The organism is Janthinobacterium foliorum, assembly GCF_978021625.1.
The window spans coordinates 25585-48450 of the sequence record NZ_CDXDQE010000019.1 but is presented as its reverse complement, the minus strand read 5'-3'; the positions used below and the strand labels follow the sequence as shown (position 1 = coordinate 48450).

Here is a 22866-nt window from a genome sequence, read left to right as displayed (position 1 = left end):
AAACTTAGTAAGCGTGACCGCTGTCGTCGGCAATGGCCTTGCCGTCAACCTTGCCCCACAGCACTTTGTACACCCAGGTGGTGTACGCCACGATGAGGGGGATGAAGACGGCAGTAACCACCAGCATGATGAACAGGGTTAGGTGGCTGGACGAGGAATCCCACACCGTCAGGCTGGCGCGCGGGTCGATCGAGGAAGGCAGGATGAACGGGAACATGGCCGCGCCCACGCTGAGGATGATGCCGACGATGCTGGCCGCGCTGGCCAGCAAGGCAGGCACTTCGCGGCGCGCGCGCAGGAAGGCAAAGGCCAGCAAGGGTCCCAGCAAGCCCAGCGCCGGCGCGATCCACGTCCAGGGATGCGCGGCAAAGTTGAGGAACCAGGCGCCCACGTGCACTTCCGCCGTTTTCAGCAGCGGATTCGACGGGCCATCGACGAGAACCGTGCTGGTGAAGCGGTAGCCATCGACCCACAGCCACAGGGCCACGCCGGCCAGCGCGTACAGCACGACGGTCGCCAGCGCCGCCACGCTGCCGTAGTTGCGCGAACGGTCCGCCACGGCGCCGTCCGTTTTCACTTGCAGCCAGGTGGCGCCATGCATCACCAGCATGGCCACCGAGACCAGGCCGCACAGCAGGGCAAACGGGTTGAGCAGCGCGAAGAAACTGCCGTCATAGAAGATGTGCATGTCCGGCGAAAAACGGAACGGCACGCCTTGCAGCACGTTGCCGATGGCCACGCCGCAGATCAGGGCCGGCACGAAACCGCCCACGAACAGGGCCGCGTCCCAGCGGGCGCGCCAGCGGGGATCTTCGCGCTTGCTGCGGAATTTAAAGGCCACGGGACGGATGATGAGCGCCACCAGGATGACGAACATGGCCAGGTAAAACCCCGAGAACGAGACGGCGTACAGCTGCGGCCAGGCGGCAAAGATGGCGCCGCCGCCGAGGATCAGCCACACCTGGTTGCCTTCCCATACGGGGCCGATGCTGTTGATGATGACCCTGCGCTCGAGGTCCGTCTTGCCGGCGAACGGCAGCAGGATGCCCGTGCCCAGGTCGAAGCCGTCCGTGATGGCAAAGCCGATCAGCAGCACGCCGATCAGCAGCCACCAGATCAGGCGCAGTGTTTCGTAAGAAATCATTTCATGCAAAATCATGGTCTGGCCCTCCTCAGGCGTGTTGGGTACGAATGGCTGGGGCCGCTGGCACGGGGGCCGGCGCCGTCTCTTCCGGCCCCTTGCGGATGGCCTTGAGCAGCAGCTTCATTTCGATAATCAACAGCACGGTATAGATGGCGGCAAAGCCGGCGATCGTGATCAGCAAGGTCGTCGCGCCCAGGTTGGACACGGCCACGGCCGTTGGCAGCACGCCCTCGATGACCCACGGCTGGCGGCCCACTTCGGCCACGATCCAGCCCGCCTCGATGGCCACCCACGGCAGCGGAATGGCGAACACGGCCAGCTTCAGCAGCCAGCGGTGCTTGTCCAGGGTGCGGCGCGTCGACAGCACGAAGAAGGACCCCATCAGCAAGATGAAGAACATGCCCAGGCCCACCATCACGCGGAAGGACCAGAACAAGGGCGCCACGGGCGGCACGGTATCGAGCGCGGCCTTGCGGATTTGCTCCGGCGTGGCCTGGCGCGGATCGTCCACGTAGCGTTTCAGCAGCAGGGCGTAGCCCATGGACTGGCCTTTCGATTCGAACATGTCCTTCGCATCCTGCGGCACGGGGCTGCCCGGCGCCACGCCGCGGATGGTCTGCAGCGCGTCATACGCCTTGATGCCGTCGCGTATCAGCAGTTCGCCACGCTCGACCAGCTGCTCGATGCCGGGGATTTCCGTCGTCAGCGAACGGGTGCCGATCAAGCCCATGACCATCGGAATGTGCACGGCGTAGTGCGTCTCACGGGCCTTTTCGTCCGGGAAGCCGAAAGCCGTGAAGGCGGCGGGCGCCGGCTCCGTGGTCCACATGGCTTCGATGGCGGCCAGCTTCATCTTCTGATGTTCCGACGACAGGTAGCCGCTTTCATCGCCCAGCACCACCACCGACAGCGAGGCGGCCAGGCCGAACGAGGCGGCCACCGTCATCGAGCGCTTGGCCAGCTGCACGTGGCGGCCTTTCAGCAGATACCAGGCGGAAATCCCCAGCACGAACACCGCCGCCGCCGTATAGCCGGCCGATACCGTGTGCACGAATTTTGCCTGTGCCACGGGATTGGTCAGCACGGCGCCGAAATCGCTCACTTCCATGCGCATGGTCTGCGGATTGAACGCGGCGCCGACGGGATTTTGCATCCAGCCGTTGGCGATCAGTATCCACAAGGCCGAGAAGTTCGAGCCGATGGCCACCAGCCAGGTGGTCACCAGATGGCCCCGCTTCGACAGCTTGTCCCAGCCGAAGAAGAACAGGCCGACGAAGGTCGCCTCCAGGAAGAAGGCCATCAAGCCTTCGATGGCCAGCGGCGCGCCGAAAATGTCGCCCACATAATGGCTGTAGTAGCTCCAGTTCATGCCGAACTGGAATTCCATGACGATGCCCGTCGCCACGCCCATGGCGAAGTTGATGCCGAACAAGACACCCCAGAACTTGGTCATGTCGCGCCAGATGGGTCGGTTCGTCATCACGTAGACCGTCTCCATGATGGCGAGGATCACTGACAGGCCCAGCGTCAGCGGAACAAATATAAAGTGGTACAGAGCTGTCAGCGCAAACTGCAGTCTGGATAAAGCGACAATATCGAAGTCCATATGATTTCCTTGGTGTTTCCCTGCTGTAATTGTAAACTTGGTATCTATCTGATGCTGTTCGATTGGCGCCGCTGTTGTAAAGCTGTCAGGCGGCACCGCCTGCGTCTCCCCTATTCTTCGCTTGTCCTTCGTCAATCGCCGCGCAAGCCGGCCAGCGCCGCCTCGTAGGCCGGCGTGCCGCGCCGCGCCTCGCCGACGATGCGGCCATCGCGCAATGTCAGCAGCCGGTCCGCCAGCGCCGCTTCGCGCCGCAAGTGGGTTGCGATCAGCAAGCTGCGCCCTGCGCTGCGCGCGCGCAGGCGCTGCAGGACATCGATCGCCGTCCGCGCATTGAGCGCCTCGGTGGCCTCGTCCAGCAGCCATAAATCTGATTCATGCAGGAACAAACGCGCCAGCGCCAGGCGCCGCGCTTGCCCGCCCGACAGGCCCAGGCCACCCTCGCCCAGCATGGTGTCGAGGCCGCCCGCGAAGGCCCGCACCTCGTCCTCCAGTCCGGCCGCGTGCAGCGCTTCCCACAGGCGCGCGTCGCTGGCGGACGGCGCGGCCAGGCGCAGGTTGTCGCGCACGCTATCCTGGAACAATTCGGTTTTCTGGGTAAACAGGCAGGCGCGGCCCGCGCGGACCGTGCCGGCCAGCGGCGCCAGCTCGCGCGCGGCAATGGCCAGCAAGGTGGACTTGCCCGCGCCGCTGGGGCCGATCAAGGCCACGCGTTCGCCGTCCGCGATGTGCAGCGAAATGTCATGCAAAATGGCCACCTGGCTGCCCGCATGCGCGGCGCTGACATGTTCCAGATGCAAACCCGGCGCGGCATCGACGGGCGGCGCGGCAAGGTCTTGCGGGGCCAGGCGCGGCGCCAGGCGGCGCATGGCCAGCAGCATGCGTCCCGCTTCCAGCGCGCCACGGCGCAGGCCGGCAAACGGTTCCACGGCCGTCAGGGCGATCAGCAGGGCCAGGGCCGCCAGCGGCACATCCAGCGCTTGCTGCTGCACCAGCGCGGCGGCGGCCAGCAGCACGCCAGCCAGGGTCACGCTGCCGGCCACGCCATACGCGGCACCGGCAGCCGTTTCCAGGCGCTGCAAGGCAACATCGGCTTGCGCCAGCGACCGGTCGATCTGCGCCAGCGCGGCGCACTGGGCATCGACGCGCCCGGCCATGACCAGATCGGTCTGGCCCGCCACCAGGTCGATGGTGTTGGAACGCAGTTTTTCGATGGCGCGGCTACGCACGATGGCGGGACGGCGCGCGCGGCGCGCGACGATCCAGCTGATGCCGCCGCCGGCCGCCAGCAGCCATGCGGCCAGGCCGACACCCAGCTGCCACTGCATCAGGCCCAGCGCCACGCCCGCCAGCAAGGCGGCGCACAGGGCCGTGAAGGCCGGCACCAGCAGGCGCAGGTACAGCGATTCGAGCGCGTCGATATCGGCCGTCAGACGGAACAGCAGCTTGGCGGGCTGGCGCAGCAGCCGGCTGGCCGCCGCGGGACGCGACCAGCCACGGAACAGCTGCACGCGGATGCTGGACAGCGCGGCAAACGTGGCGTCATGCGTGACCAGCCGTTCCGCGTAACGGGAACCCGTGCGGCCGATGGCCAGCAGGCGGATGCCGGCCGACGGTCCGAATACATCGAAGACGATGGCCGTCGAGGCGTGCAGGCCGGCAACCGAGGTGGCCGTAATGAACCAGCCCGACAGGCCCAGCAAGGCCATGCCGGCCACCGCCGTCAAGGCCGCCAGCATGGCGCCGCCGATCAGCTTGCCGGGCTGGGCCAGCAGCAATTGACGCAGCACCGGGTTGAGAAGCCGTGACTTGTTCATGCGCGCAGCTCCCGTGCCTGTGCCAGGGCGTCGACCAGCACCGTGCGCTGCAGGCGCCCGGCCAGCACGGGATCGTGCGTGGCGACGATCATCGTCTTGCCCTTGGCCAGGGCCAGCAAGGCGTCCGTCACGCGCGCCGCCGTCTCGCTGTCCAGGTGGGCAGTCGGTTCATCGACGAGCAGCACATCCGCATGCGGATGCAGGGCCACGCGGGCCAGCGCCAGGCGCACGGCTTCGCCGCCGGACAAGCCCTGGCCCCCGTCGCTGAGCATGACGTCCGGCTGCGCCTGCGCCACGGCAGCCAGGTCGGCCAGGTGCAGCGCCTGCGTCACCTGCGCGGCGTTGGCGCCGGTGCGGCCCAGGGTCACATTCTGGCTGACGGAGGCGGCAAACACGTGGGGACGCTGGCCCATCCAGGCCATGCGCTGGCGCAAGGTATTCACGCTGGCGTCATTCAGGCGCACGCCGCCGATGCGGATCTCGCCGCCGCTGGCGGGCAGCAAACCGGCCAGCAGGGACAGCAAGGTGGTCTTGCCGGCGCCGCTGGCGCCCAGCAGGGCCACGTGCTCGCCCGGGCGCACGGCCAGGTCAAAGCCGTCGAATACGGGCGCTTCGCCGGGATGGGCAAAGCGCAGTCGATGGATCTCGACGGCGGGCGCCGGCGCCTGGGCCATGGCAGCGGGAGAAACCACGGCCGCCGCCACCTCGGCGCCAGGCAAGGGCACGCCGCCGTCGGCCAGGTCGCGCATGCCGGCCAGGCCCGCTTCGCCGGCCGCCTTGTCATGCCAGACGGCGGCCAGTTCGCGCAGCGGTTCGAAGAAGGCCGGCGCCAGCAGCAGGATGAACAAGCCCTGTCCCAGGCTCAGTTCGCGGCCCCAGGTGCCGAAATGGATGCTGCCCAGGAGAGAAAAGCCGATGAAGGCCGCCACCATGGCGACACCCAGCGCGGAAAACAGTTCCAGCACGGCCGATGATAAAAAGGCGATGCGCAGCACCACCATCGTGCGGCGGCGCACGGATTGCGACGAGGCATCGAGCCGCTCGGCCGTGGCGTCGACGGCGTCCAGCGCGCGCAGGGTGGCCAGGCCGCGCAGGCGGTCCAGCAAAAAGGCGTTCATGCTGCCCATTTCCACCATCTGCGCGCGGCTGGCCGCTTGCGCGCCCATGCCGACGAGGGCCATGAAGACGGGGATCAGGGGCGCGGCAATGAGCAGGATCAGGGCGGCGATCCACGACAGGGGCGCCACCACGGCGAGGATCACGAGCGGCACGATCATCACTTTCCAGCGCGCCGGCTTGTAGCGCACCAGGTAAGGCACGATCGCCTCGGCCTGCTCGGCCATGACGCTGGCCGCCTGGCCCGACTGGGCGCGCTGGCGGTCCAGCGGCGAACGGCGCGCCAGCGCCTGCGCCACGTGCGTGCGCAGGGTCGACAGGTGGGCACGCGCCGCGCCGTACATGCGCCGCGCGCCCCACGCCTCGGCCGCGGCCCTGAGCACGCCCAGCAGCAGCACGCCGGCCGCCGGCGCCAGCGCGGCGCGCCAGCCGGCGCCATCGAGCATGGCTTGCACGGCCCACGCCAGCAAGGCCGCCTGGGGCAGCCACAGCAAGGCGGCGCCCCCTTGCACCAGGCTGGCAGTACGGGGAAGGACAAAGCGGGGCAAGGACAAGGGTGCAGTCGGCATATTTTATACTTCTTGAGTTTTCAGAATTTTCTGTAAATTCGATTTTTTGTATAATACTGCGAAACATGACATATATCAATTGACCCCGTCAATATGCCGTGAAAAAATTCAAACACTTATGAAAACTCAACATATCCAAATGACGCCGCTGATCCTGACCTTCGTCAGCCATTTTGGCGAGATGGGCAGCCGCTGGGGCTTTAACCGCACGGTGGGCCAGGTGTACGCGCTGTTGTTTGTCGCGGAGCATCCGCTGCACGCGGATGAAATTGCGGAGCACCTGAGCTTTTCGCGCTCCAACGTGAGCATCGGCTTAAAGGAATTGCAGGGCTGGGGCCTGATCCGCCAGTCGCGCATTCCCGGCGACCGGCGCGAGTATTTCTCTTCCCTGGGCGATGTGTGGCAAATCTTCCGCGTCGTGGCCGCCGAACGCCGCCGCCGTGAAGTGGCGCCCACCCTGACGGTGCTGCGCGAATCGCTGCTGGCGCCAGCGACGGAACCGGTGGACCAGTATGCGCAGGAACGCATGCGTGAAATGTACGAGCTGGTCGACCTGGCCAATACCTGGTTCGACGACTTGCAGCGCCTGTCGCCCGAATCGATGGCGCAACTGATGAAGATGGGCGCCAAGGTACAGAAACTGCTCAATGCCAAGGACCGTCTGTTTGGCAAGAGTCCCGAAGAAAGCTGATCGATCCCCCGGCCAGGCGTACGGCGCCTGCGCTCCCCTCCCCCATCCGTACGCTTTGCCCCGCCATGACTGAACCATTCATAGCGGCCAGCGATATTGTCAAGTAAGACAATAGAATTATTTAAATTACATTAATCCACATCAAGCTTAAGCTTGCATATGTGCAGTCATCGCACGCACAGCAGCAGGGGCCGGGACGACCGCCTCGCCGAGAAGGCGCGCATCTTGCCGCAGTCAAGCTAGCCGCAGTCAAGCCGGCCGCAGTCAAGCCAGCATATAACAAGGGGATTTTCATGAAGAGCATCGAGCATATCGCCCTCAGGGCATCCGCATTCGCCACCATGGGCCTGCTTGCGGGGGCGGCGCAAGCCGCCACATGGGTCGACCTGGGACCGGCCAGCGGATTTCTCATCGGATCGAGCAGCGTCACGTATACGCCGTCGCCGGCCGTGCAGGTAAAATACTACAATGACAATATCACGCCACAGAGTCCGGCAAATATCCGCAGCATCGTCAATGCCCAGTTTGGCTTGAGCGGCCTGAATGCCGTCGGCGCAGCCGCGTCCTATTGCGACAATCCCACGTCAGGCTGTACCGCCGGCACCAGTGGCAGCTTCAGCGGCGGCGTGAATTCCTATACGAGCGCGGCCGCGTATGACTACCTGGCCATCCATTTTGGCAAGGGAGAACTGCTGTTTCACTGGGCGGCACCCGTGGCAGCCGGCACCACGTTCACGATCGCCGGCCTGCCCAAGGACTTGAGCAACTACCGCGCCTTCATCTCCCCCGTGCCGGAACCGGAAACCTATGCCATGCTGCTGGCGGGCCTTGGCATGCTGGGCTGGATGGCGCGGCGCCGCTCTTCGTGAGCGGCACGGCTATCGCCAATGCGGTTTTTACGCCGCATTGATGCCTGCCTGCCCATTCTTTACGCAACATTGATACCTCTCCCGCTATGCTCGATGACATCATCGATCATGCGGGAGAGCATGCATGCACAAGCCACCATTCCAGACGCGCACGCGATTGCCCGTGCGAGAACGGCTGCGTCTGACGCAGCTGGCGCGCAAGAAAATGCGGCCGCTATGGTCCGCGCTGTTGTGCGCGCCGCCGCTGCTGTATTTGCTGAGTGAGGTATTGTTTGCGCGGCCGTGAAGCGGCACGCAGGGAAATGGCCAGTCTGAAACTGGTCCGCCCAGAGGGAATCGAACCCCCATTCACGGTTTAGAAGACCGTTGTCCTATCCGTTGAACGATGGGCGGAAAGGTGCAGTATTTTAATCCATGCGCGTCAGCAATGACATGGCTGCGCGGAATAGAAAACGGGCTGTCATTTCTGACAGCCCGCTTATGACTTTGGTCGGAGTACAAGGATTCGAACCTTGGACCCCCTGGTCCCAAACCAGGTGCGCTACCGGGCTGCGCCACACTCCGAAGACAAGATAATAACGCCCCCACCCAATTTCGTCAATTGCCATAGGCGAATTAGATGGAAATAACTATCACCCCTACCGGGAGAAGCTTGCTGAAAACGTTCAGTGCAGCGCCGCCCTGGACGTTTTCAGCCTCCGACCTTGTCGGCGATGCGGCGCGCCATCGACTCGGCCTTCTCCTTGTCCTTGGCTTCCACCATCACGCGGATCAGCGGTTCCGTACCGGAAGCGCGGATCAGCACGCGGCCCGTGTCGCCCAGCTCGGCCTCGACCTGCTCCTTCTCGGCCACCATGGCGGCGTTTTTCTGCCAGTCGAAACCGGGCGCCACGCGCAGGTTGATCAAGGTTTGCGGGAACAGCACCAGTTCCTCCAGGCATTGCTGCAGGCTCTGACCGCTGCGCTTGAGCGCGGACAACACTTGCAGCGCGGAGACGATACCGTCGCCCGTCGTGTGCTTGTCCAGGCACAGCAGGTGACCCGAACCTTCGCCGCCCAGTATCCAGCCCTTTTCCTTCATGACTTCCAGCACGTAGCGGTCGCCCACCTTGGCGCGCGCGAAGCCGATGCCTTGCTGCTTGAACAGCACTTCCAGCGCCATGTTGGTCATCAGGGTGCCGACGGCACCGGCCACGGGTCCCGTCGCCAGGCGGTCCTTCACCATCACGTACAGCAATTCATCGCCGTTATACAGGCGGCCCGTGGCGTCGCACATGATCAGGCGGTCGGCGTCGCCGTCGAGCGCGATGCCCAGGTCGGCGCCATGCTCGACCACGGCCGCGGCCATGGCGGCCGTCGCCGTGGCGCCAAAGCCCGCGTTGATGTTGAAACCGTCAGGCTTGTTGCCGATGGCAATGACTTCCGCACCCAGCTCATGGAAGACGTGCGGCGCGATATGGTAGGCCGCGCCGTGGGCGCAATCGACGACGATCTTCAGGCCACGCAGGTCCAGTTCGTTCGGGAAGGTGCTCTTGCAAAATTCGATGTAGCGGCCCTGGGCATCGTCGAGGCGCTTGGCGCGGCCCAGCTTGTCCGACGTCACGCAGGCCATGGGCGCGTCGAGCGCCGCCTCGATTTCCAGCTCCACGCTGTCGGGCAGCTTGGTGCCCTGGCCGGAAAAGAACTTGATGCCATTGTCCTGGTAGGGATTGTGCGAAGCGGAAATCACCACGCCCGCCGCCAAGCGCAGTGCCCGCGTCAGGTAGGCGATCGCCGGGGTCGGCATGGGGCCGGCCAGCATCACGTCCACGCCGGCGGCCGACAGGCCCGCTTCCAGCGCCGCTTCCAGCATATAGCCGGAAATGCGCGTGTCCTTGCCGATCAGCACCGTCGGGCGCGCCTTGCCGCCCTGCGACTCGGCCAGCACCTTGCCAGCCGCATAACCGAGGCGCATGACGAAATCGGGGGTGATCGGAGTCGTGCCCACCAGGCCACGGATGCCATCGGTACCAAAATATTTACGCGTCATAGTATTTCTCTTTTATTGTGTATATTATAATTTTACAGGGTCAGTGGGCCATGCGCCAGACCTTCAGCGCATCGACAGTTTCAGCAACATCATGCACACGGATAATTTCTGCACCTTGCGCTACCGCAGCCAGGGCGCCCGCGACGCTGCCGGCCAGGCGCTGCTCGACGGGGCGTCCCGTGACGGCGCCTATCATCGACTTGCGCGACAGGCCGGCCAGCACGGGCAGGCCCAGTTCGCTGCGCAACTGGCGCGTGGCGCGCAATAAGGCGTAATTCTGCTCCACCGTCTTGCCGAAACCAAAGCCAGGATCGATGCACAGGCGTTCGCGCTCGATGCCGGCCGCCACCATGGTATCGACCCGCTCGCGCAGGAAGGCGATGACTTCGCGCACCACATCCTCGTACCGGGGCTGGTCCTGCATGGTTTGCGGCACGCTTTGCATGTGCATGATGCACAGCGCACAGTCGCTGCCCTGCACCGCCTCGATGGCGCCCGGCGCGCGGAAACCGTTGATGTCATTGATCATGTCGGCGCCGGCCAGGATGGCTTCGCGCATCACTTCCGGCTTGTAGGTATCGACGGACAGGGGCTTGCCGCAGTCGCGCAAGGCGTACAGCACGGGCATGACGCGCTGCAGCTCATCCTGCAGCGGCAGCGGCGGCGCGCCAGGGCGGCTCGATTCGCCGCCGATGTCGATGATGTCGGCGCCGTCGGCAATCATCTGCTCGGCGCGCGACAGGGCAAACTCCAGGTGTTGATATTGCCCCGCATCGGAAAACGAATCGGGCGTGATGTTCAGGATGCCCATCACCAGCGCCTGCGTGCCCTGCAGGTTGAAGCCGAAGCGGCCGAATTGCAAATAGTGTCGCATGTAACTCTTTTTAGTCGTCAGGAAAAAACTGCGGCAGCAACGAAAAAGGGCAAGGATCGCTCCTTACCCTTCTTGCTCACCCTTCTATTGCCGCCACTAATGAAGCAGCGGCTGCTATCAGGCCGGTGCCGTCACGTTGGGCGAGATGCCGCCCGTGCCGCTGTCGCCCGCATTGCGGCGCGGCGGAATGACTTTCGGTGGACGCGGCTCCAGGCCGGCCATGATGTCATTGATTTGCTCTGCATCAATGGTTTCCCATTCCAGCAAGGCTTTGGTCATCATTTCGACCTTGTCGCGGTTCTCTTCCAGCAACTTGCGCGCCAGGGCGTATTGCTTGTCGAGGATGTTGCGGATTTCCGCATCGACCTTTTGCTGGGTCGCTTCCGAGATCGTCTTCGTCGCGCCACCGAAGAAACCTTCGTTTTCGCTGTCTTCGTAGACCATCACGCCCATGCTGTCGGACATGCCGAAGCGGGTCACCATGGAGCGGGCCAGCTTGGTGGCGCGCGAGAAATCGTTCGACGCGCCCGTGGACATCTGGCCGACGAAAATCTCTTCCGCGATACGGCCGCCGAACAGGATGGAAATTTCTTCCAGCATCTTGTCCTTGTAGGCGGACAAGTTATCGTGTTCCGGCAGCTGCCAGGTCAGGCCCAGGGCCCAGCCGCGCGGCATGATCGTTACCTTGTGCACGGGATCGGCCTTCGGCAGCAGCTTGGCCACCACGGCGTGACCGGACTCATGGTACGCCGTATTGCGACGCTCTTCCTCGCGGATGATCATCGACTTACGCTCGGGACCCATGTAGATCTTGTCTTTCGCGTCTTCGAAGTCGATCATTTCCACCAGACGCTTGCTGCGGCGCGCGGCGAACAGGGCGGCTTCGTTGACCAGGTTGGCCAGATCCGCGCCCGAGAAACCAGGGGTGCCGCGGGCCAGGATATCGGCTTTCACGTCGGTACCGATAGGTACTTTGCGCATGTGCACGTTCAAGATCTGTTCACGGCCGCGGATATCGGGCAAGCCGACGGATACCTGGCGGTCGAAACGGCCTGGACGCAGCAGCGCCTTGTCGAGCACGTCGGCGCGGTTGGTGGCGGCCACGACGATGACGCCGGAGTTCGCTTCAAAACCGTCCATCTCGACCAGCAGCTGGTTCAAGGTCTGTTCGCGTTCGTCGTTCCCGCCGCCCATGCCGGCGCCACGGTGACGGCCGACAGCATCGATCTCATCGATGAAAATGATGCACGGCGAATGCTTTTTCGCGTTCTCGAACATGTCGCGGACACGGGAAGCACCCACGCCGACGAACATTTCCACGAAGTCGGAACCGGAAATCGAGAAGAACGGCACCTTGGCCTCGCCGGCGATGGCGCGCGCCAGCAGGGTTTTACCCGTGCCCGGAGGACCGACCATCAGCACGCCGCGGGGAATGCGGCCGCCCAGTTTCTGGAATTTGCTCGGGTCCTTGAGGAAGTCCACCACTTCGTTGACTTCTTCTTTCGCTTCGTCGCAACCGGCGACATCGGCGAAGGTGACGGTGTTGCTGGCTTCATCCATCATGCGCGCCTTCGACTTGCCGAACGAGAATGCCCCGCCCTTGCCGCCGCCTTGCATCTGCCGCATGAAGAATACCCACACGCCGATCAACAGCAGCATGGGGAACCAGGAAACAAAAATAGTTTGCAGGAAAGACGCTTCCTCGGGCGGGCGCACGTCGAAATGCACGCCATTGTCGCGCAAGTCGCCGATCAGGCCCTTGTCGAGACTCGTTGCGGTGGTACGCACCTTGGTGTCGTCCATCAGCTTGGCGGTGATCGACGAACCTTCGATCACGACATCCTTGACGCGCTTGGCTTTGACTTCATCCAGCAAATCGGAATAAGCGATGGCCTTGCTGCCGCCTGTGGCGCCATGACTGTCGAATTGCTTGAACAGCATGAACAACAGCAGCAATACGACTACCCAGATGGCAGATTTGGAAAACATGTTATTCACGAAGACTCCTTGGATGCAGTGCGCATCTCTTTACCTATAGCTAGAAACACGATTTTACTCGCAATAAGCGGGCCGTGCCAAAGCCCGCCGATCCGTGCGCGCGAAAAAATCGCGTTCACGCAAAAAAATGCAGTATAAACAATTTAGGCTTTTACGCCATCGTTCCTACAGCACTTCTCGTTCCCATGTGCGGATTCGGCCTTAAATATCAAGAGCGGAATCATCTTCTTCAACGGCATTTTTCAGCGGATTCTTGATTCCACGGCCCATCAGGAAGATTTCCGATGATTTATCGCGGCTGGCCTTGGGCTTTTTCTGCACCACGACCTTGAATTCGGCGCGGAATTTCTCCACGATCTGGCTGAAACCCATGTCTTTGAAACATTTCACCAGCAGCACGCCGGACGGTTTCAAATGCAATTGCGAAAATTCGATGGCCAGGTCGATCAGGTGTTCCATGCGCGCGGCATCGGCCGTGGCGATGCCCGACAGGTTGGGCGCCATGTCCGACAGGACCAGGTCGACCTTGCGGCCTTGCAACACCACTTCCAGCTGGCGCAGCACGCGCGACTCGCGGAAATCGCCCTGGATGAAGTGGAAATCGGCGATCGGCTCCATTTCCAGCATGTCCAGGCCAATCAGGGTACCATTGACCCCGCCGCCATCCTTGCCGGCCAGCTTGCGCCGCGTGTACTGGGCCCAGCTGCCAGGAGTGCAGCCCAGGTCGACGATCACCTGGCCAGGTTTGATCAGTTTTTCGTCTTCATCGATTTCTTTCAGCTTGTATGCTGCCCGGGCACGGTAGCCCTCTTTTTGCGCCAACTTCACATAAGGATCATTTATGTGGTCGTGCAACCAGTTTTTGTTTAATTTCTTCTTTGCCATTCGCGTAGAATACTGCTTTTAAGGGAATTACTAAATATTATTATGCTAAAACTTACACCCGTAGAGCGCAGCGCACTGCGCGCCGAAGCACACGCGCTGAAGCCTATCGTCATCATTGGCGAAGCGGGCTTGACACCTGCTGTCCTCAAAGAGATCGACCTTGGCCTGGATTCGCACGGCCTGATTAAAGTCCGCGTGTTCGGCGACGACCGCGAAGCCCGCGTCGGAATGTACGATACGATTTGCGGCAATCTCGGCGCCGCCCCGGTACAACATATTGGCAAACTGCTGGTAATCTACCGTCCGAAAAAAGAAGTGGTTAAGGAGAAGGTCAGCGCCGGCAAAGGCATGCGCGAAGTGACCATCGTCAAGGCCAGCGCCAGCGGCACCAAGCGCCCCAGCGTGACGAAAGTCATGATCAAGGGCAACGAGCGCGTTACCGAAGGCGGCTCCATCAAGCGTGCCAAGCCACGCCAGAAGAGCGCCAAGAAAAGCGCACTGGGCAGCAAGTAAGCCTGTTCACCCGGCCACCGCAAGGCGGCCGGGCTTGAAACAAGAAGCGGAGCATGGGATTTTCCATCGCTCCGCTTTTTTATTGCTATTACGATATTCACACCCCGGCGCTTGTCGGATTACGCGTGGCCTGCGGCCTCGCAAAGCCGACCTACGTGTAGCCAGGTAGGTCGGATTAGCGCGCAGCGCGTAAGCCGACAACACGCGAGGCGATTACTGCTGTTTCCAGATCAGCACGCCTGCGAGCAAGCTCTGCACGGCAAAGATCACGGTCGACACGCCATGCAGCAGGCCGAAACGGCTGCGCATGGCCTCGTCCATGATGCCCGCCGAACCCTGGGCTTGCGCCTTGAGTTCCGCCATCAGCGGCGTGATGCCGAAATGGCTGAGCAATGCGCACACCAGCATCGACAGCACCAGCGCGCCCAGCAGGCGGCGGCGCTTCGGCTCCAGCGCGCCGGGACTCCATTGCAGCAAGGCCAGCAGCACCAGCGCACAGACGATGGACAGCCAGGCTTCGGCGCGGAACATGCTGCCGGCGATATTGCCAGCCAGCACGCGGTCGCCCAAGCTAGCAAACAGGGTGGGCGCCACGATGAAGCCGATGGTCCACAGGCTGCCGGCCCACAGGGTGGCAACGAGGATGCGCACGCGGCTCAGCATCAGATGTACAGTACTTCCAGGATTTCGTATTCGCGCGGGCCGGACGGCGCCTGCACTTCCACCACGTCGCCGGCGTACTTGCCGATCAGCGCGCGGGCGATCGGGGACGTCACGGACACCTTGTTCATTTTCAGGTCCGCTTCATCGAGGCCGACGATCTGGTAGGTGACTTTCTGGCCCGACTCCAGGTCTTCCAGGTTCACGGTCGAGGCAAACACCACGCGGCCTTCCGCGTCCAGCGCGGTCGGGTCGATGATTTGCGCGGCGCCCAGCTTGCCTTCGAGTTCGGCGATGCGGCCTTCCACGAACGCCTGGCGCTCCTTGGCGGCGTCATATTCGGCGTTTTCCGACAGGTCGCCATGCGAACGCGCTTCGGCGATCGCATCGATGACGATGCGGCGTTCCTTGGTCTTCAAATGATGCAGCTCTTCTTTCAAGAGTTCTGCGCCGTATTTGGTCAATGGGACTGAAGTCATGTTATCTCTACTATCTGCTAGTTATCGGCGCCGTTGCCTGTGTTTAATCACGGTAACGGACTTACCAAGTGAAAACCACAGAGGCCGCGCGCTGCTCTGCACGGAACTCTGTGGTTGATAAGCATGCAGTGTACCGCCTAACGGCGGCCACTGCAAATGACACGCGGACTACTCAGCTTGCTGCAGGGTCTTGTGCAGGCCTTGCAGATCATACACGCGCAGTTCGTCGAGGTGACGGATGCCTTCGACGGCCGCTTCCGCGCCGGCGATGGTGGTGTAGGTCGTCACGCGCGAGGCCAGGGCCGAGGTGCGGATGGCCCGCGAATCGACGATGGCGCTGCGTTTTTCTTCCACGGTGTTGATCACCAGCACGATTTCATGGTTCTTGATCATGTCGACCACGTGCGGACGGCCTTCGATCACCTTGTTCACTGGCGTGACGGCGATGCCGGCAGCAGCGATCACGGCGGCCGTGCCCTTGGTGGCGACCACGGTGAAACCGGACTCGACCAGGTCACGCGCCACTTGCACGGCGCGCGGCTTGTCCGACGCTTTCACGCTGATGAAGACCTTGCCCGACTTCGGCAGGTTGACGCCGGCGCCCAGCTGCGACTTCACGAACGCTTCGCCGAAGGTCAGTCCGACGCCCATGACTTCGCCCGTCGACTTCATTTCAGGGCCCAGGATGGTGTCCACGCCCGGGAACTTGACGAACGGGAACACGGCTTCCTTGACGCTGAAGTATGGCGGCACGACTTCCTGCGTGATGCCTTGCGATGCCAGCGACTGGCCCACCATGCAGCGCGCGGCGATCTTCGCCAGTTGCAGGCCCGTGGCCTTCGACACGAAAGGCACGGTGCGCGAGGCGCGTGGATTGACTTCCAGCACGAAGACGACGTCTTTCATCTGGCCCTCGATCTCTTGCTTCTGGATCGCGAACTGCACGTTCATCAGGCCGACCACGTTCAGGCCCTTGGCCATCAGCGCCGTCTGGCGCTTCAGTTCCTCGATGGTTTCCGGCGCCAGCGAATACGGCGGCAAGGAGCAAGCCGAGTCGCCCGAATGGACGCCTGCCTGTTCGATGTGTTCCATCACGCCGCCGATGAACGTTGTTTCGCCGTCGGAGATGCAGTCGACGTCGCACTCGATGGCGTCGTTCAGGAAGCGGTCCAGCAGCACCGGCGAATCGTGCGAGACCTTGACGGCTTCGCGCATGTAGCGCTCCAGGTCGCGCTGCTCGTGGACGATTTCCATGGCGCGGCCGCCCAGCACGTACGATGGACGCACGACCAGCGGGTAGCCGATTTCCTGCGCCAGGGCCAAAGCGTCGGCTTCCGTGCGCGCCGTGCGGTTAGGCGGCTGGCGCAGCTCCAGCGTGTGCAGCATTTGCTGGAAACGCTCGCGGTCTTCGGCAGCGTCGATCATGTCCGGCGAGGTGCCGATGATGGGCACGCCATTGGCTTCCAGGTCCAGCGCCAGTTTCAGCGGCGTCTGGCCGCCGTACTGCACGATCACGCCCACCGGTTTTTCGATGGCGACGATTTCCAGCACGTCTTCCAGCGTCAGCGATTCAAAGTACAGGCGGTCCGAGGTATCGTAGTCGGTCGACACGGTTTCCGGGTTGCAGTTGACCATGATGGTCTCGTAGCCGTCTTCGCGCATGGCGAGGGCCGCGTGGACGCAGCAATAGTCAAACTCGATGCCCTGGCCGATACGGTTCGGGCCACCGCCCAGCACCATGATCTTTTTCTTGTCGGTCGGATTCGATTCGCACTCTTCGTCGTACGTGGAATACATGTACGCCGTGTCGGTCGAAAATTCCGCCGCGCACGTATCGACGCGCTTGTAGACGGGACGGATGTTCAGCGCATGGCGCTGCTGGCGCACGGCCGTGTCGGTCGTCTGCAGCAGGAAGCCCAGGCGGCGGTCCGAGAAGCCCTTCTGTTTCAGCTTGTACAGGGTGTTCTTGTCCAGGTTTTCCAGCTTCTGCGTGTCCAGCCACAGTTCCAGGTCGACGATTTCCTTGATCTGGATCAGGAACCATGGGTCGATCTTGGTCAGCTGGTGCACTTCTTCCAGGGTAAAGCCCTGGGCAAATGCGTCGCCCACGTACCAGATGCGCTCAGGACCAGGCTCGCCCAGTTCCTCTTCGATCTTTTCGCGGTCCTTGGTTTTTTCGTTCATGCCGTCCACGCCCACTTCCAGGCCGCGCAAGGCTTTCTGGAACGATTCCTGGAAGGTACGGCCGATGGCCATCACTTCGCCGACGGATTTCATCTGCGTCGTCAGGTGGTGGTCGGCAGTGGGGAATTTTTCGAACGTGAAACGGGGGATCTTCGTGACGACGTAATCGATCGACGGCTCGAACGATGCCGGCGTGGCGCCGCCCGTGATTTCATTGCGCAGCTCGTCCAGGGTGAAACCGACGGCCAGCTTGGCGGCGATCTTGGCGATCGGGAAACCCGTCGCTTTCGACGCCAGGGCCGACGAACGCGACACGCGCGGATTCATCTCGATGACGATCATGCGGCCATCGACGGGGTTGATCGAGAATTGCACGTTCGAACCGCCCGTGTCGACGCCGATCTCGCGCAGCACGGCCAGCGAGGCGTTGCGCATGATCTGGTATTCCTTGTCCGTCAGGGTCTGCGCTGGCGCCACCGTGATGGAATCGCCCGTGTGCACGCCCATCGGATCGAGGTTTTCGATCGAGCAGATGATGATGCAGTTGTCCGCCTTGTCGCGCACCACTTCCATCTCGTACTCTTTCCAGCCCAGCAGCGATTCTTCGATCAGCAGCTCTTTCGTCGGCGATGCTTCCAGGCCGCGCTTGCAGATGGTTTCGAATTCTTCTTCGTTGTAGGCGATGCCGCCGCCGGAGCCGCCCATGGTGAACGATGGACGGATGATGGTCGGGAAGCCCAGGGTGCGCTGCACGGCCCACGATTCTTCCATCGAGTGCGCCACGCCGGAACGGGCCGAACCGAGGCCGATCTTGGTCATCGCGTCCTTGAACTTGGAACGGTCTTCCGCTTTGTCGATGGCTTCCGGCGACGCGCCGATCAGTTCGACGTTGTATTTTGCCAGCACGCCATTGTTGAACAGGTCCAGGGCGCAGTTCAGCGCCGTCTGGCCGCCCATCGTCGGCAGGATGGCGTCAGGACGCTCCTTGGCGATGATGCGCTCGACCACCGACCAGGTGATCGGCTCGATGTAGGTGACGTCGGCCATTTCCGGGTCGGTCATGATGGTCGCGGGGTTGCTGTTGACCAGGATGACTTTGTAGCCCTCTTCGCGCAGGGCCTTGCACGCTTGCGCGCCGGAATAATCGAATTCGCAGGCCTGGCCGATCACGATCGGGCCAGCGCCAATAATCAGAATACTTTTAATATCTAAACGTTTAGGCATTTTTCTTTTTCTCCTCCGCAGCCATCAGGTTGATGAAGCGGTCAAACAGGTAAGCAACATCCATCGGGCCCGGCGACGCTTCAGGGTGACCCTGGAAGCAGAAGGCCGGCTTGTCCGTGCGGGCAAAGCCCTGCAGGGAGCCGTCGAACAGCGATTCATGGGTCACGCGGCAGTTCGCGGGCAAGGTTGCCGCGTCGACTGCGAAACCGTGGTTTTGCGAGGTAATCAAGACTTGCTTGGTTTCCAGGTCTTGCACCGGGTGGTTGGCGCCGTGGTGGCCGAACTTCATCTTCAGCGTTTTTGCGCCGGAAGCGATGGCCATGATCTGGTGGCCCAGGCAGATGCCGAAGGTCGGGATGCCCTTCTCGATCAATTCCTTGGTCGCCGCGATCGCGTAGTCGCATGGTTCCGGATCGCCGGGACCGTTCGACAGGAAGATGCCGTCCGGGTTCAGCGCCAGGGCGTCGGCGGCCGTCGCTTGCGCCGGCAGCACGGTGACCTTGCAGCCGCGCGCCGTCAGCATGCGCAGGATGTTGCGCTTGACGCCGTAGTCGAAAGCGACCACGTGGTATTTCGCGTCGGCGTCCGCCAGCTGGCCATAGCCTTCGCCCAGGGTCCATTCCGTTTCGCGGTATTCGTAGGCATCCTTGCTGGACACGACCTTGGCCAGGTCCATGCCGGCCAGGCCAGGGAAGGAGCGGGCCAGTTCCAGCGCTTGCGCGGCGGATGGCTCGTTGCCTTGCGTACCGACGAGGATGGCGCCGCCCTGCGCACCTTTTTCACGCAGGATGCGCGTGAGCTTGCGTGTATCGATGCCGGCGATGGCGACGATATTTTCAGCTTTCAGGTAGTCGGACAGGGAAAGGGTGGAACGGAAATTGGATGCCAGCAATGGCAGATCGCGGATGATGAGGCCAGCGGCGTGAACCTTGGAAGACTCGACGTCTTCCGGATTGACGCCCGTATTGCCGATATGGGGATAGGTCAGGGTGACCATCTGGCGGCAATAGCTTGGGTCGGTAAGGATTTCCTGATACCCGGTCATGGAGGTGTTGAAAACAACCTCACCCGTGGTATGACCGGCGGCACCGATCGAAAAACCTTTAAAGATCGTTCCATCAGCAAGCGCTAATATGGCTGGAACGGCAGGGCCAGAAAAAAATGGCGGCAAGGGCAACTCCTGATAAAGTTACCGTAGCTGCGCCACGTCAGACCGACCGCCTAGATACCCGAGCCAGATGCACTCAGGGCGTTTCAACGGTCATTTTGAATGAGGGGATGGGTAGTCGCTACGGTATATGTGTGATTGGCTAAACCTTTGAATTATAACCAAAAGGAAGCTTTTCCACAAGGAAGAAAATTCAAGATCGGCGGCATTTTTTGCGCGGCAGCATAAATTCCCTGCCCCATGAAAAAAGCCGCCCGGCTGGCGCGGGGCGGCTTGTTCATTCTTCTGAACTATGCAATTGCGGTTATTACTTAAAGCAGATAAATCACAGTTGACGTCACGACACCTGGCAAAACCGTAGCGAGCGGATGTGAGGCTCGGCGCCCCCCCCTTGCGGCCAAGAAGCGCAACCGTACTAAAGTACGGTGAGCATCGCCGGCCGCACAGCGCGCCGCGCAGTAGGTTTGGCCACGTGTCCATCACACCAAGGCGGCGATACCGGCTTTGGCGATCTGCGCATCTTCCGTCGACTTCACGCCCGACACGCCGACGGCGCCCAGGTGGTGTCCTTCAAAGACGATGGGCACGCCGCCTTCCAGCATGCCTTCGATTTCCGGCGCGCTCAGGAACGACACGCGGCCGCCATTGATCAGCTCTTCATAGATGCGCGATTCGCGGCGGCCCAGCGCGGCCGTCTTGGCCTTGGCCGGCGCGATGTGCGCGGAAATCGGCGCCACGCCATCGAGGCGCTGCAGCCACAGCAGGTGGCCGCCGTCGTCGACGATGGCGATCGTGACCGCCCAGTTATTCTTGAGCGCTTCCGCTTCGGCGGCAGCAGCGATTTTCTTCACGTCTTCCAGGGTCAAAACCGGTTTCGATTGCATGGGGCATCCTTGTTATGTTGAAGCAAAATTGTATACGAAATGCGGGGCCGGAATCGGCGCCTACTGCTCGCGCTTTGCTTTCAGCTTTTGCTTGAGCTGCGCCATCACGGCAAAGGTCGCCTGTTCGCCCGCCAGGATGGCCTGGTTGCGGCTATTGAAATCATTGCCCTTCATGGTGCCCAGGCTGGGCTGGATGACCACGTCCGCATCCTTCAGCTCGAACTGGTTGATGCGCTGGCCCATGATGGCGAACGTTTGCATCAGCACTTCCATCGAGCTGATGGCTTTTTGCGTATCCGTTTGCGACGAGATATTCACGGCGATGATGAAATCGGCGCCCATGTCGCGCGCAAAGCGCACGGGCACGGGAGCGACGAGGCCGCCATCGACATAGGTGTGGCCGGCAATGGTGACGGGCTGGAACACGCCCGGCACGGCCGACGAGGCGCGCACGGCCATGCCGGTATTGCCGCGCTGGAAGAGGATCGGCTGGCCATTTTTCAGGTCGGTCGCCACCACGCCAAACGGGATTTTGAGTTTTTCCAGCGGCACGCCGCCGACAGCCTTGTTGACATAGCTTTGCAGCGCCTCGCCTTTCAACACGCCGGACGACTTGCCGAACAGGGGCAAGGCCCAGTCGGAAATGGCCGCCTCATCCATGTCGAACGCCATCTTTTGCAGGGCGAAGCCATTGTTGCCCGCCGCATACAAGGCACCCACCACGCTGCCGGCGCTGGTGCCGGTGACGATATCGGCGTGGATGCCCTGCGATTCAAGCGCCTTGATCACGCCGATGTGCGCGAAACCGCGCGCCGCGCCGCCGCCCAGCGCCAGCCCGATCTTGATCTTGCGCGGCGTGACGACCATGGGCTCGGGCGGCGTCAGTACTTGTACGGGTTTCGGGGCGGTGGTATCGCAGCCGGCCAGCGCAAAGGCGGCCAGGGCAAGCAGGGTCAGGCGTTTAGGGAACATGGTGGCAGGAGAGAACCGCACGCGGCAGTGGCAAACTAAGGAGAGCCGATTGTAGCGCAAGCGGGGCCGCCGCCACTGAAGCCTGTCTTAAATGTTTACAAATGACAAGTTTCAGAAGCGCGCGGCGCCACTGCCGCCCAGCGGCTGCTAGACTGGCGCCTGGCTTCTTACTTCTCAATACCATGTCCAACGCATTGCAATTTGCCGACAGCCGCGCCCTGCACGCACCGTTTGCGCAGCAGCTGTCCAGCCACCCAGCCGACGGCGCCCTCGCCTGGCTGACCGCCGTGCTGGCCACGCAGGCGCCCGCCCTGCGCTCGGCAAACGCCATCTTGCTGGCCTACACGGGCAACGGGGATGCCATCGCCTGGATCGACGCCAACGTCGGCTCGCCCGTGGCGGGGCAATGGGGCGTGGCGGCAGCCCTGCTGGGCACGCCCTGGCCCCGCATCGCCGGCTGGCTGCGGCAAGGCGGCGCACACCGGCTGATGGCGCTTGACAGCTTGCGCGCCTGCCGCATGCCGGCAGTCAATATGTCGCCATTGGAACAGATCGCCGCGCCCGTGCTGCCGCAAGCGCCATCGCGCGCCGAACTCGACGCGGCGCTGGCGGCCTGCCTGGCCACGTCCACCACGCCGCGCATCCAGGCCGCAGTGAGCGCCATCAACAGCCATGCGGACGAAATCCTGCGTGGCGGCCCGCGCGGCGTGGCCGTGGCCGACTTGCCGCTGCTGTACCTGGACCCGGCACCGTTCAAGGACGCGCCCGCCATCCTGCGGCAGCACGACTCGGTGGCCGCGGGCATGCGGCAAAACCTGCAGAACTTGCTCAAGGGAATAGTGTGAGCCGGCAAGCCTGCGTGACAATCGACTTAAGCGGGATCAACTCGCCACGCCCCCTGCATGCCGCGCTGGCAGCCGCGCTGGGCTTTCCTTCCTTCTACGGCATGAACTGGGATGCATTCCACGATGCCATCACGGGTCTCGTGGACATGCCGCAACAGCTGGAGCTGCGCGGCTGGTCGGCCTTCGCGGCACGCCTGCCCCGCGATGCGGCCATCCTGCAACGCATCCTGGCGCGCATGGCGCAGGAAATGCCGGATGGGGCGGCGCAAGTGCGTTACGTGTGACACAAGGTGGCGCCAGGAAACGCTTGACAGCCCGCCACCACTTCCCTTACATTGAGTG

20 protein-coding genes and 2 tRNA genes are annotated in these 22866 nt (G+C 62.6%); 6 read left to right on the top strand and 16 right to left on the bottom strand.

Annotation, left to right across the window (positions count from 1 at the left end):
* Window positions 1-4: 4 nt before the first annotated feature.
* The 4 genes from cydB to cydD all read right to left on the bottom strand — a co-directional run bounded on the left by cydB (window position 5) and on the right by cydD (window position 6249).
* Window positions 5-1159, bottom strand: coding sequence for a cytochrome d ubiquinol oxidase subunit II (gene cydB / locus ACZ92H_RS27715; RefSeq protein WP_465051767.1), 1155 nt, complete (start codon window positions 1157-1159; stop codon window positions 5-7).
* Between the two features lie 13 nt (window positions 1160-1172).
* A complete protein-coding gene (locus tag ACZ92H_RS27710; RefSeq protein ID WP_131376988.1) occupies window positions 1173-2750 on the bottom strand; it encodes a cytochrome ubiquinol oxidase subunit I in 1578 nt (525 codons plus the stop codon).
* A 131-nt stretch (window positions 2751-2881) separates the two neighbouring features.
* On the bottom strand, window positions 2882-4564 hold the full coding sequence (locus ACZ92H_RS27705; protein ID WP_465051766.1) for an amino acid ABC transporter ATP-binding/permease protein: 1683 nt from the start codon (window positions 4562-4564) through the stop codon (window positions 2882-2884).
* Entirely contained in the window at window positions 4561-6249 is a 1689-nt protein-coding gene (gene cydD / locus ACZ92H_RS27700; protein WP_465051765.1) for a thiol reductant ABC exporter subunit CydD, read from the bottom strand. The genes ACZ92H_RS27705 and cydD overlap by 4 nt, the downstream gene beginning before the upstream one ends.
* 139 nt (window positions 6250-6388) lie before the next feature.
* On the opposite strand from cydD, the gene ACZ92H_RS27695 reads away from it, so the two are divergent.
* The 3 genes from ACZ92H_RS27695 (at window position 6389) to ACZ92H_RS27685 (ending at window position 8095) form a co-directional block, all read left to right on the top strand.
* Window positions 6389-6940: a GbsR/MarR family transcriptional regulator gene (locus tag ACZ92H_RS27695; protein ID WP_465051764.1), complete on the top strand. Its 552-nt coding sequence runs from the start codon at window positions 6389-6391 to the stop codon at window positions 6938-6940.
* Window positions 6941-7233: 293 nt separating this feature from the next.
* A complete protein-coding gene (locus ACZ92H_RS27690) occupies window positions 7234-7809 on the top strand; it encodes a PEP-CTERM sorting domain-containing protein (RefSeq protein ID WP_465051763.1) in 576 nt (191 codons plus the stop codon).
* Window positions 7810-7933: 124 nt separating this feature from the next.
* Entirely contained in the window at window positions 7934-8095 is a 162-nt protein-coding gene (locus tag ACZ92H_RS27685; RefSeq protein WP_290604774.1) for a hypothetical protein, read from the top strand.
* A 32-nt stretch (window positions 8096-8127) separates the two neighbouring features.
* On the opposite strand, the gene ACZ92H_RS27680 is transcribed toward ACZ92H_RS27685, so the two are convergent.
* The 6 genes from ACZ92H_RS27680 to ACZ92H_RS27655 form a co-directional block, all read right to left on the bottom strand.
* Window positions 8128-8202 (bottom strand) — tRNA-Arg (locus tag ACZ92H_RS27680).
* A 94-nt stretch (window positions 8203-8296) separates the two neighbouring features.
* Window positions 8297-8373, bottom strand: a tRNA-Pro gene (locus ACZ92H_RS27675).
* A gap of 127 nt (window positions 8374-8500) precedes the next feature.
* The gene (gene glmM, locus ACZ92H_RS27670) at window positions 8501-9838 is read right to left on the bottom strand and encodes a phosphoglucosamine mutase (RefSeq protein ID WP_465051762.1); all 1338 of its coding nucleotides are present in this window, start codon (window positions 9836-9838) and stop codon (window positions 8501-8503) included.
* Between the two features lie 40 nt (window positions 9839-9878).
* Window positions 9879-10712, bottom strand: a complete 834-nt coding sequence (gene folP / locus ACZ92H_RS27665) for a dihydropteroate synthase (RefSeq protein ID WP_465051761.1) — start codon at window positions 10710-10712, stop codon at window positions 9879-9881.
* Window positions 10713-10829: 117 nt separating this feature from the next.
* Window positions 10830-12710 (bottom strand): ATP-dependent zinc metalloprotease FtsH, encoded by a 1881-nt coding sequence (gene ftsH, locus ACZ92H_RS27660; protein ID WP_131377003.1) that lies wholly within the window; start codon window positions 12708-12710, stop codon window positions 10830-10832.
* 201 nt (window positions 12711-12911) lie between these two features.
* Window positions 12912-13595: an RlmE family RNA methyltransferase gene (locus ACZ92H_RS27655; RefSeq protein WP_290604778.1), complete on the bottom strand. Its 684-nt coding sequence runs from the start codon at window positions 13593-13595 to the stop codon at window positions 12912-12914.
* A 42-nt stretch (window positions 13596-13637) separates the two neighbouring features.
* On the opposite strand from ACZ92H_RS27655, the gene ACZ92H_RS27650 reads away from it, so the two are divergent.
* A complete protein-coding gene (locus tag ACZ92H_RS27650; protein WP_010397237.1) occupies window positions 13638-14108 on the top strand; it encodes a YhbY family RNA-binding protein in 471 nt (156 codons plus the stop codon).
* A 213-nt stretch (window positions 14109-14321) separates the two neighbouring features.
* On the opposite strand, the gene ACZ92H_RS27645 is transcribed toward ACZ92H_RS27650, so the two are convergent.
* The 6 genes from ACZ92H_RS27645 to ACZ92H_RS27620 all read right to left on the bottom strand — a co-directional run bounded on the left by ACZ92H_RS27645 (window position 14322) and on the right by ACZ92H_RS27620 (window position 21679).
* Window positions 14322-14771 (bottom strand): DUF4149 domain-containing protein, encoded by a 450-nt coding sequence (locus tag ACZ92H_RS27645; protein ID WP_465051760.1) that lies wholly within the window; start codon window positions 14769-14771, stop codon window positions 14322-14324.
* Window positions 14771-15247, bottom strand: coding sequence for a transcription elongation factor GreA (gene greA, locus ACZ92H_RS27640; protein ID WP_034757428.1), 477 nt, complete (start codon window positions 15245-15247; stop codon window positions 14771-14773). Before greA ends, ACZ92H_RS27645 begins: the two co-directional genes overlap by 1 nt.
* A 168-nt stretch (window positions 15248-15415) precedes the next feature.
* On the bottom strand, window positions 15416-18655 hold the full coding sequence (gene carB, locus ACZ92H_RS27635; protein WP_131377009.1) for a carbamoyl-phosphate synthase large subunit: 3240 nt from the start codon (window positions 18653-18655) through the stop codon (window positions 15416-15418).
* Window positions 18648-19826, bottom strand: coding sequence for a glutamine-hydrolyzing carbamoyl-phosphate synthase small subunit (gene carA, locus ACZ92H_RS27630; protein WP_092610630.1), 1179 nt, complete (start codon window positions 19824-19826; stop codon window positions 18648-18650). Before carA ends, carB begins: the two co-directional genes overlap by 8 nt.
* Before the next feature lie 476 nt (window positions 19827-20302).
* On the bottom strand, window positions 20303-20707 hold the full coding sequence (locus ACZ92H_RS27625) for a GlcG/HbpS family heme-binding protein (RefSeq protein ID WP_131377014.1): 405 nt from the start codon (window positions 20705-20707) through the stop codon (window positions 20303-20305).
* Between the two features lie 60 nt (window positions 20708-20767).
* Entirely contained in the window at window positions 20768-21679 is a 912-nt protein-coding gene (locus ACZ92H_RS27620) for a patatin-like phospholipase family protein (RefSeq protein ID WP_465051759.1), read from the bottom strand.
* A 182-nt stretch (window positions 21680-21861) separates the two neighbouring features.
* On the opposite strand from ACZ92H_RS27620, the gene ACZ92H_RS27615 reads away from it, so the two are divergent.
* Together ACZ92H_RS27615 and ACZ92H_RS27610 are read left to right on the top strand one after the other, a co-directional pair.
* Window positions 21862-22524: a hypothetical protein gene (locus ACZ92H_RS27615; protein ID WP_465051758.1), complete on the top strand. Its 663-nt coding sequence runs from the start codon at window positions 21862-21864 to the stop codon at window positions 22522-22524.
* 14 nt (window positions 22525-22538) lie between these two features.
* Complete coding sequence (locus ACZ92H_RS27610; protein WP_465051757.1) at window positions 22539-22808, top strand: barstar family protein; 270 nt, start codon at window positions 22539-22541, stop codon at window positions 22806-22808.
* Window positions 22809-22866: the final 58 nt, after the last annotated feature.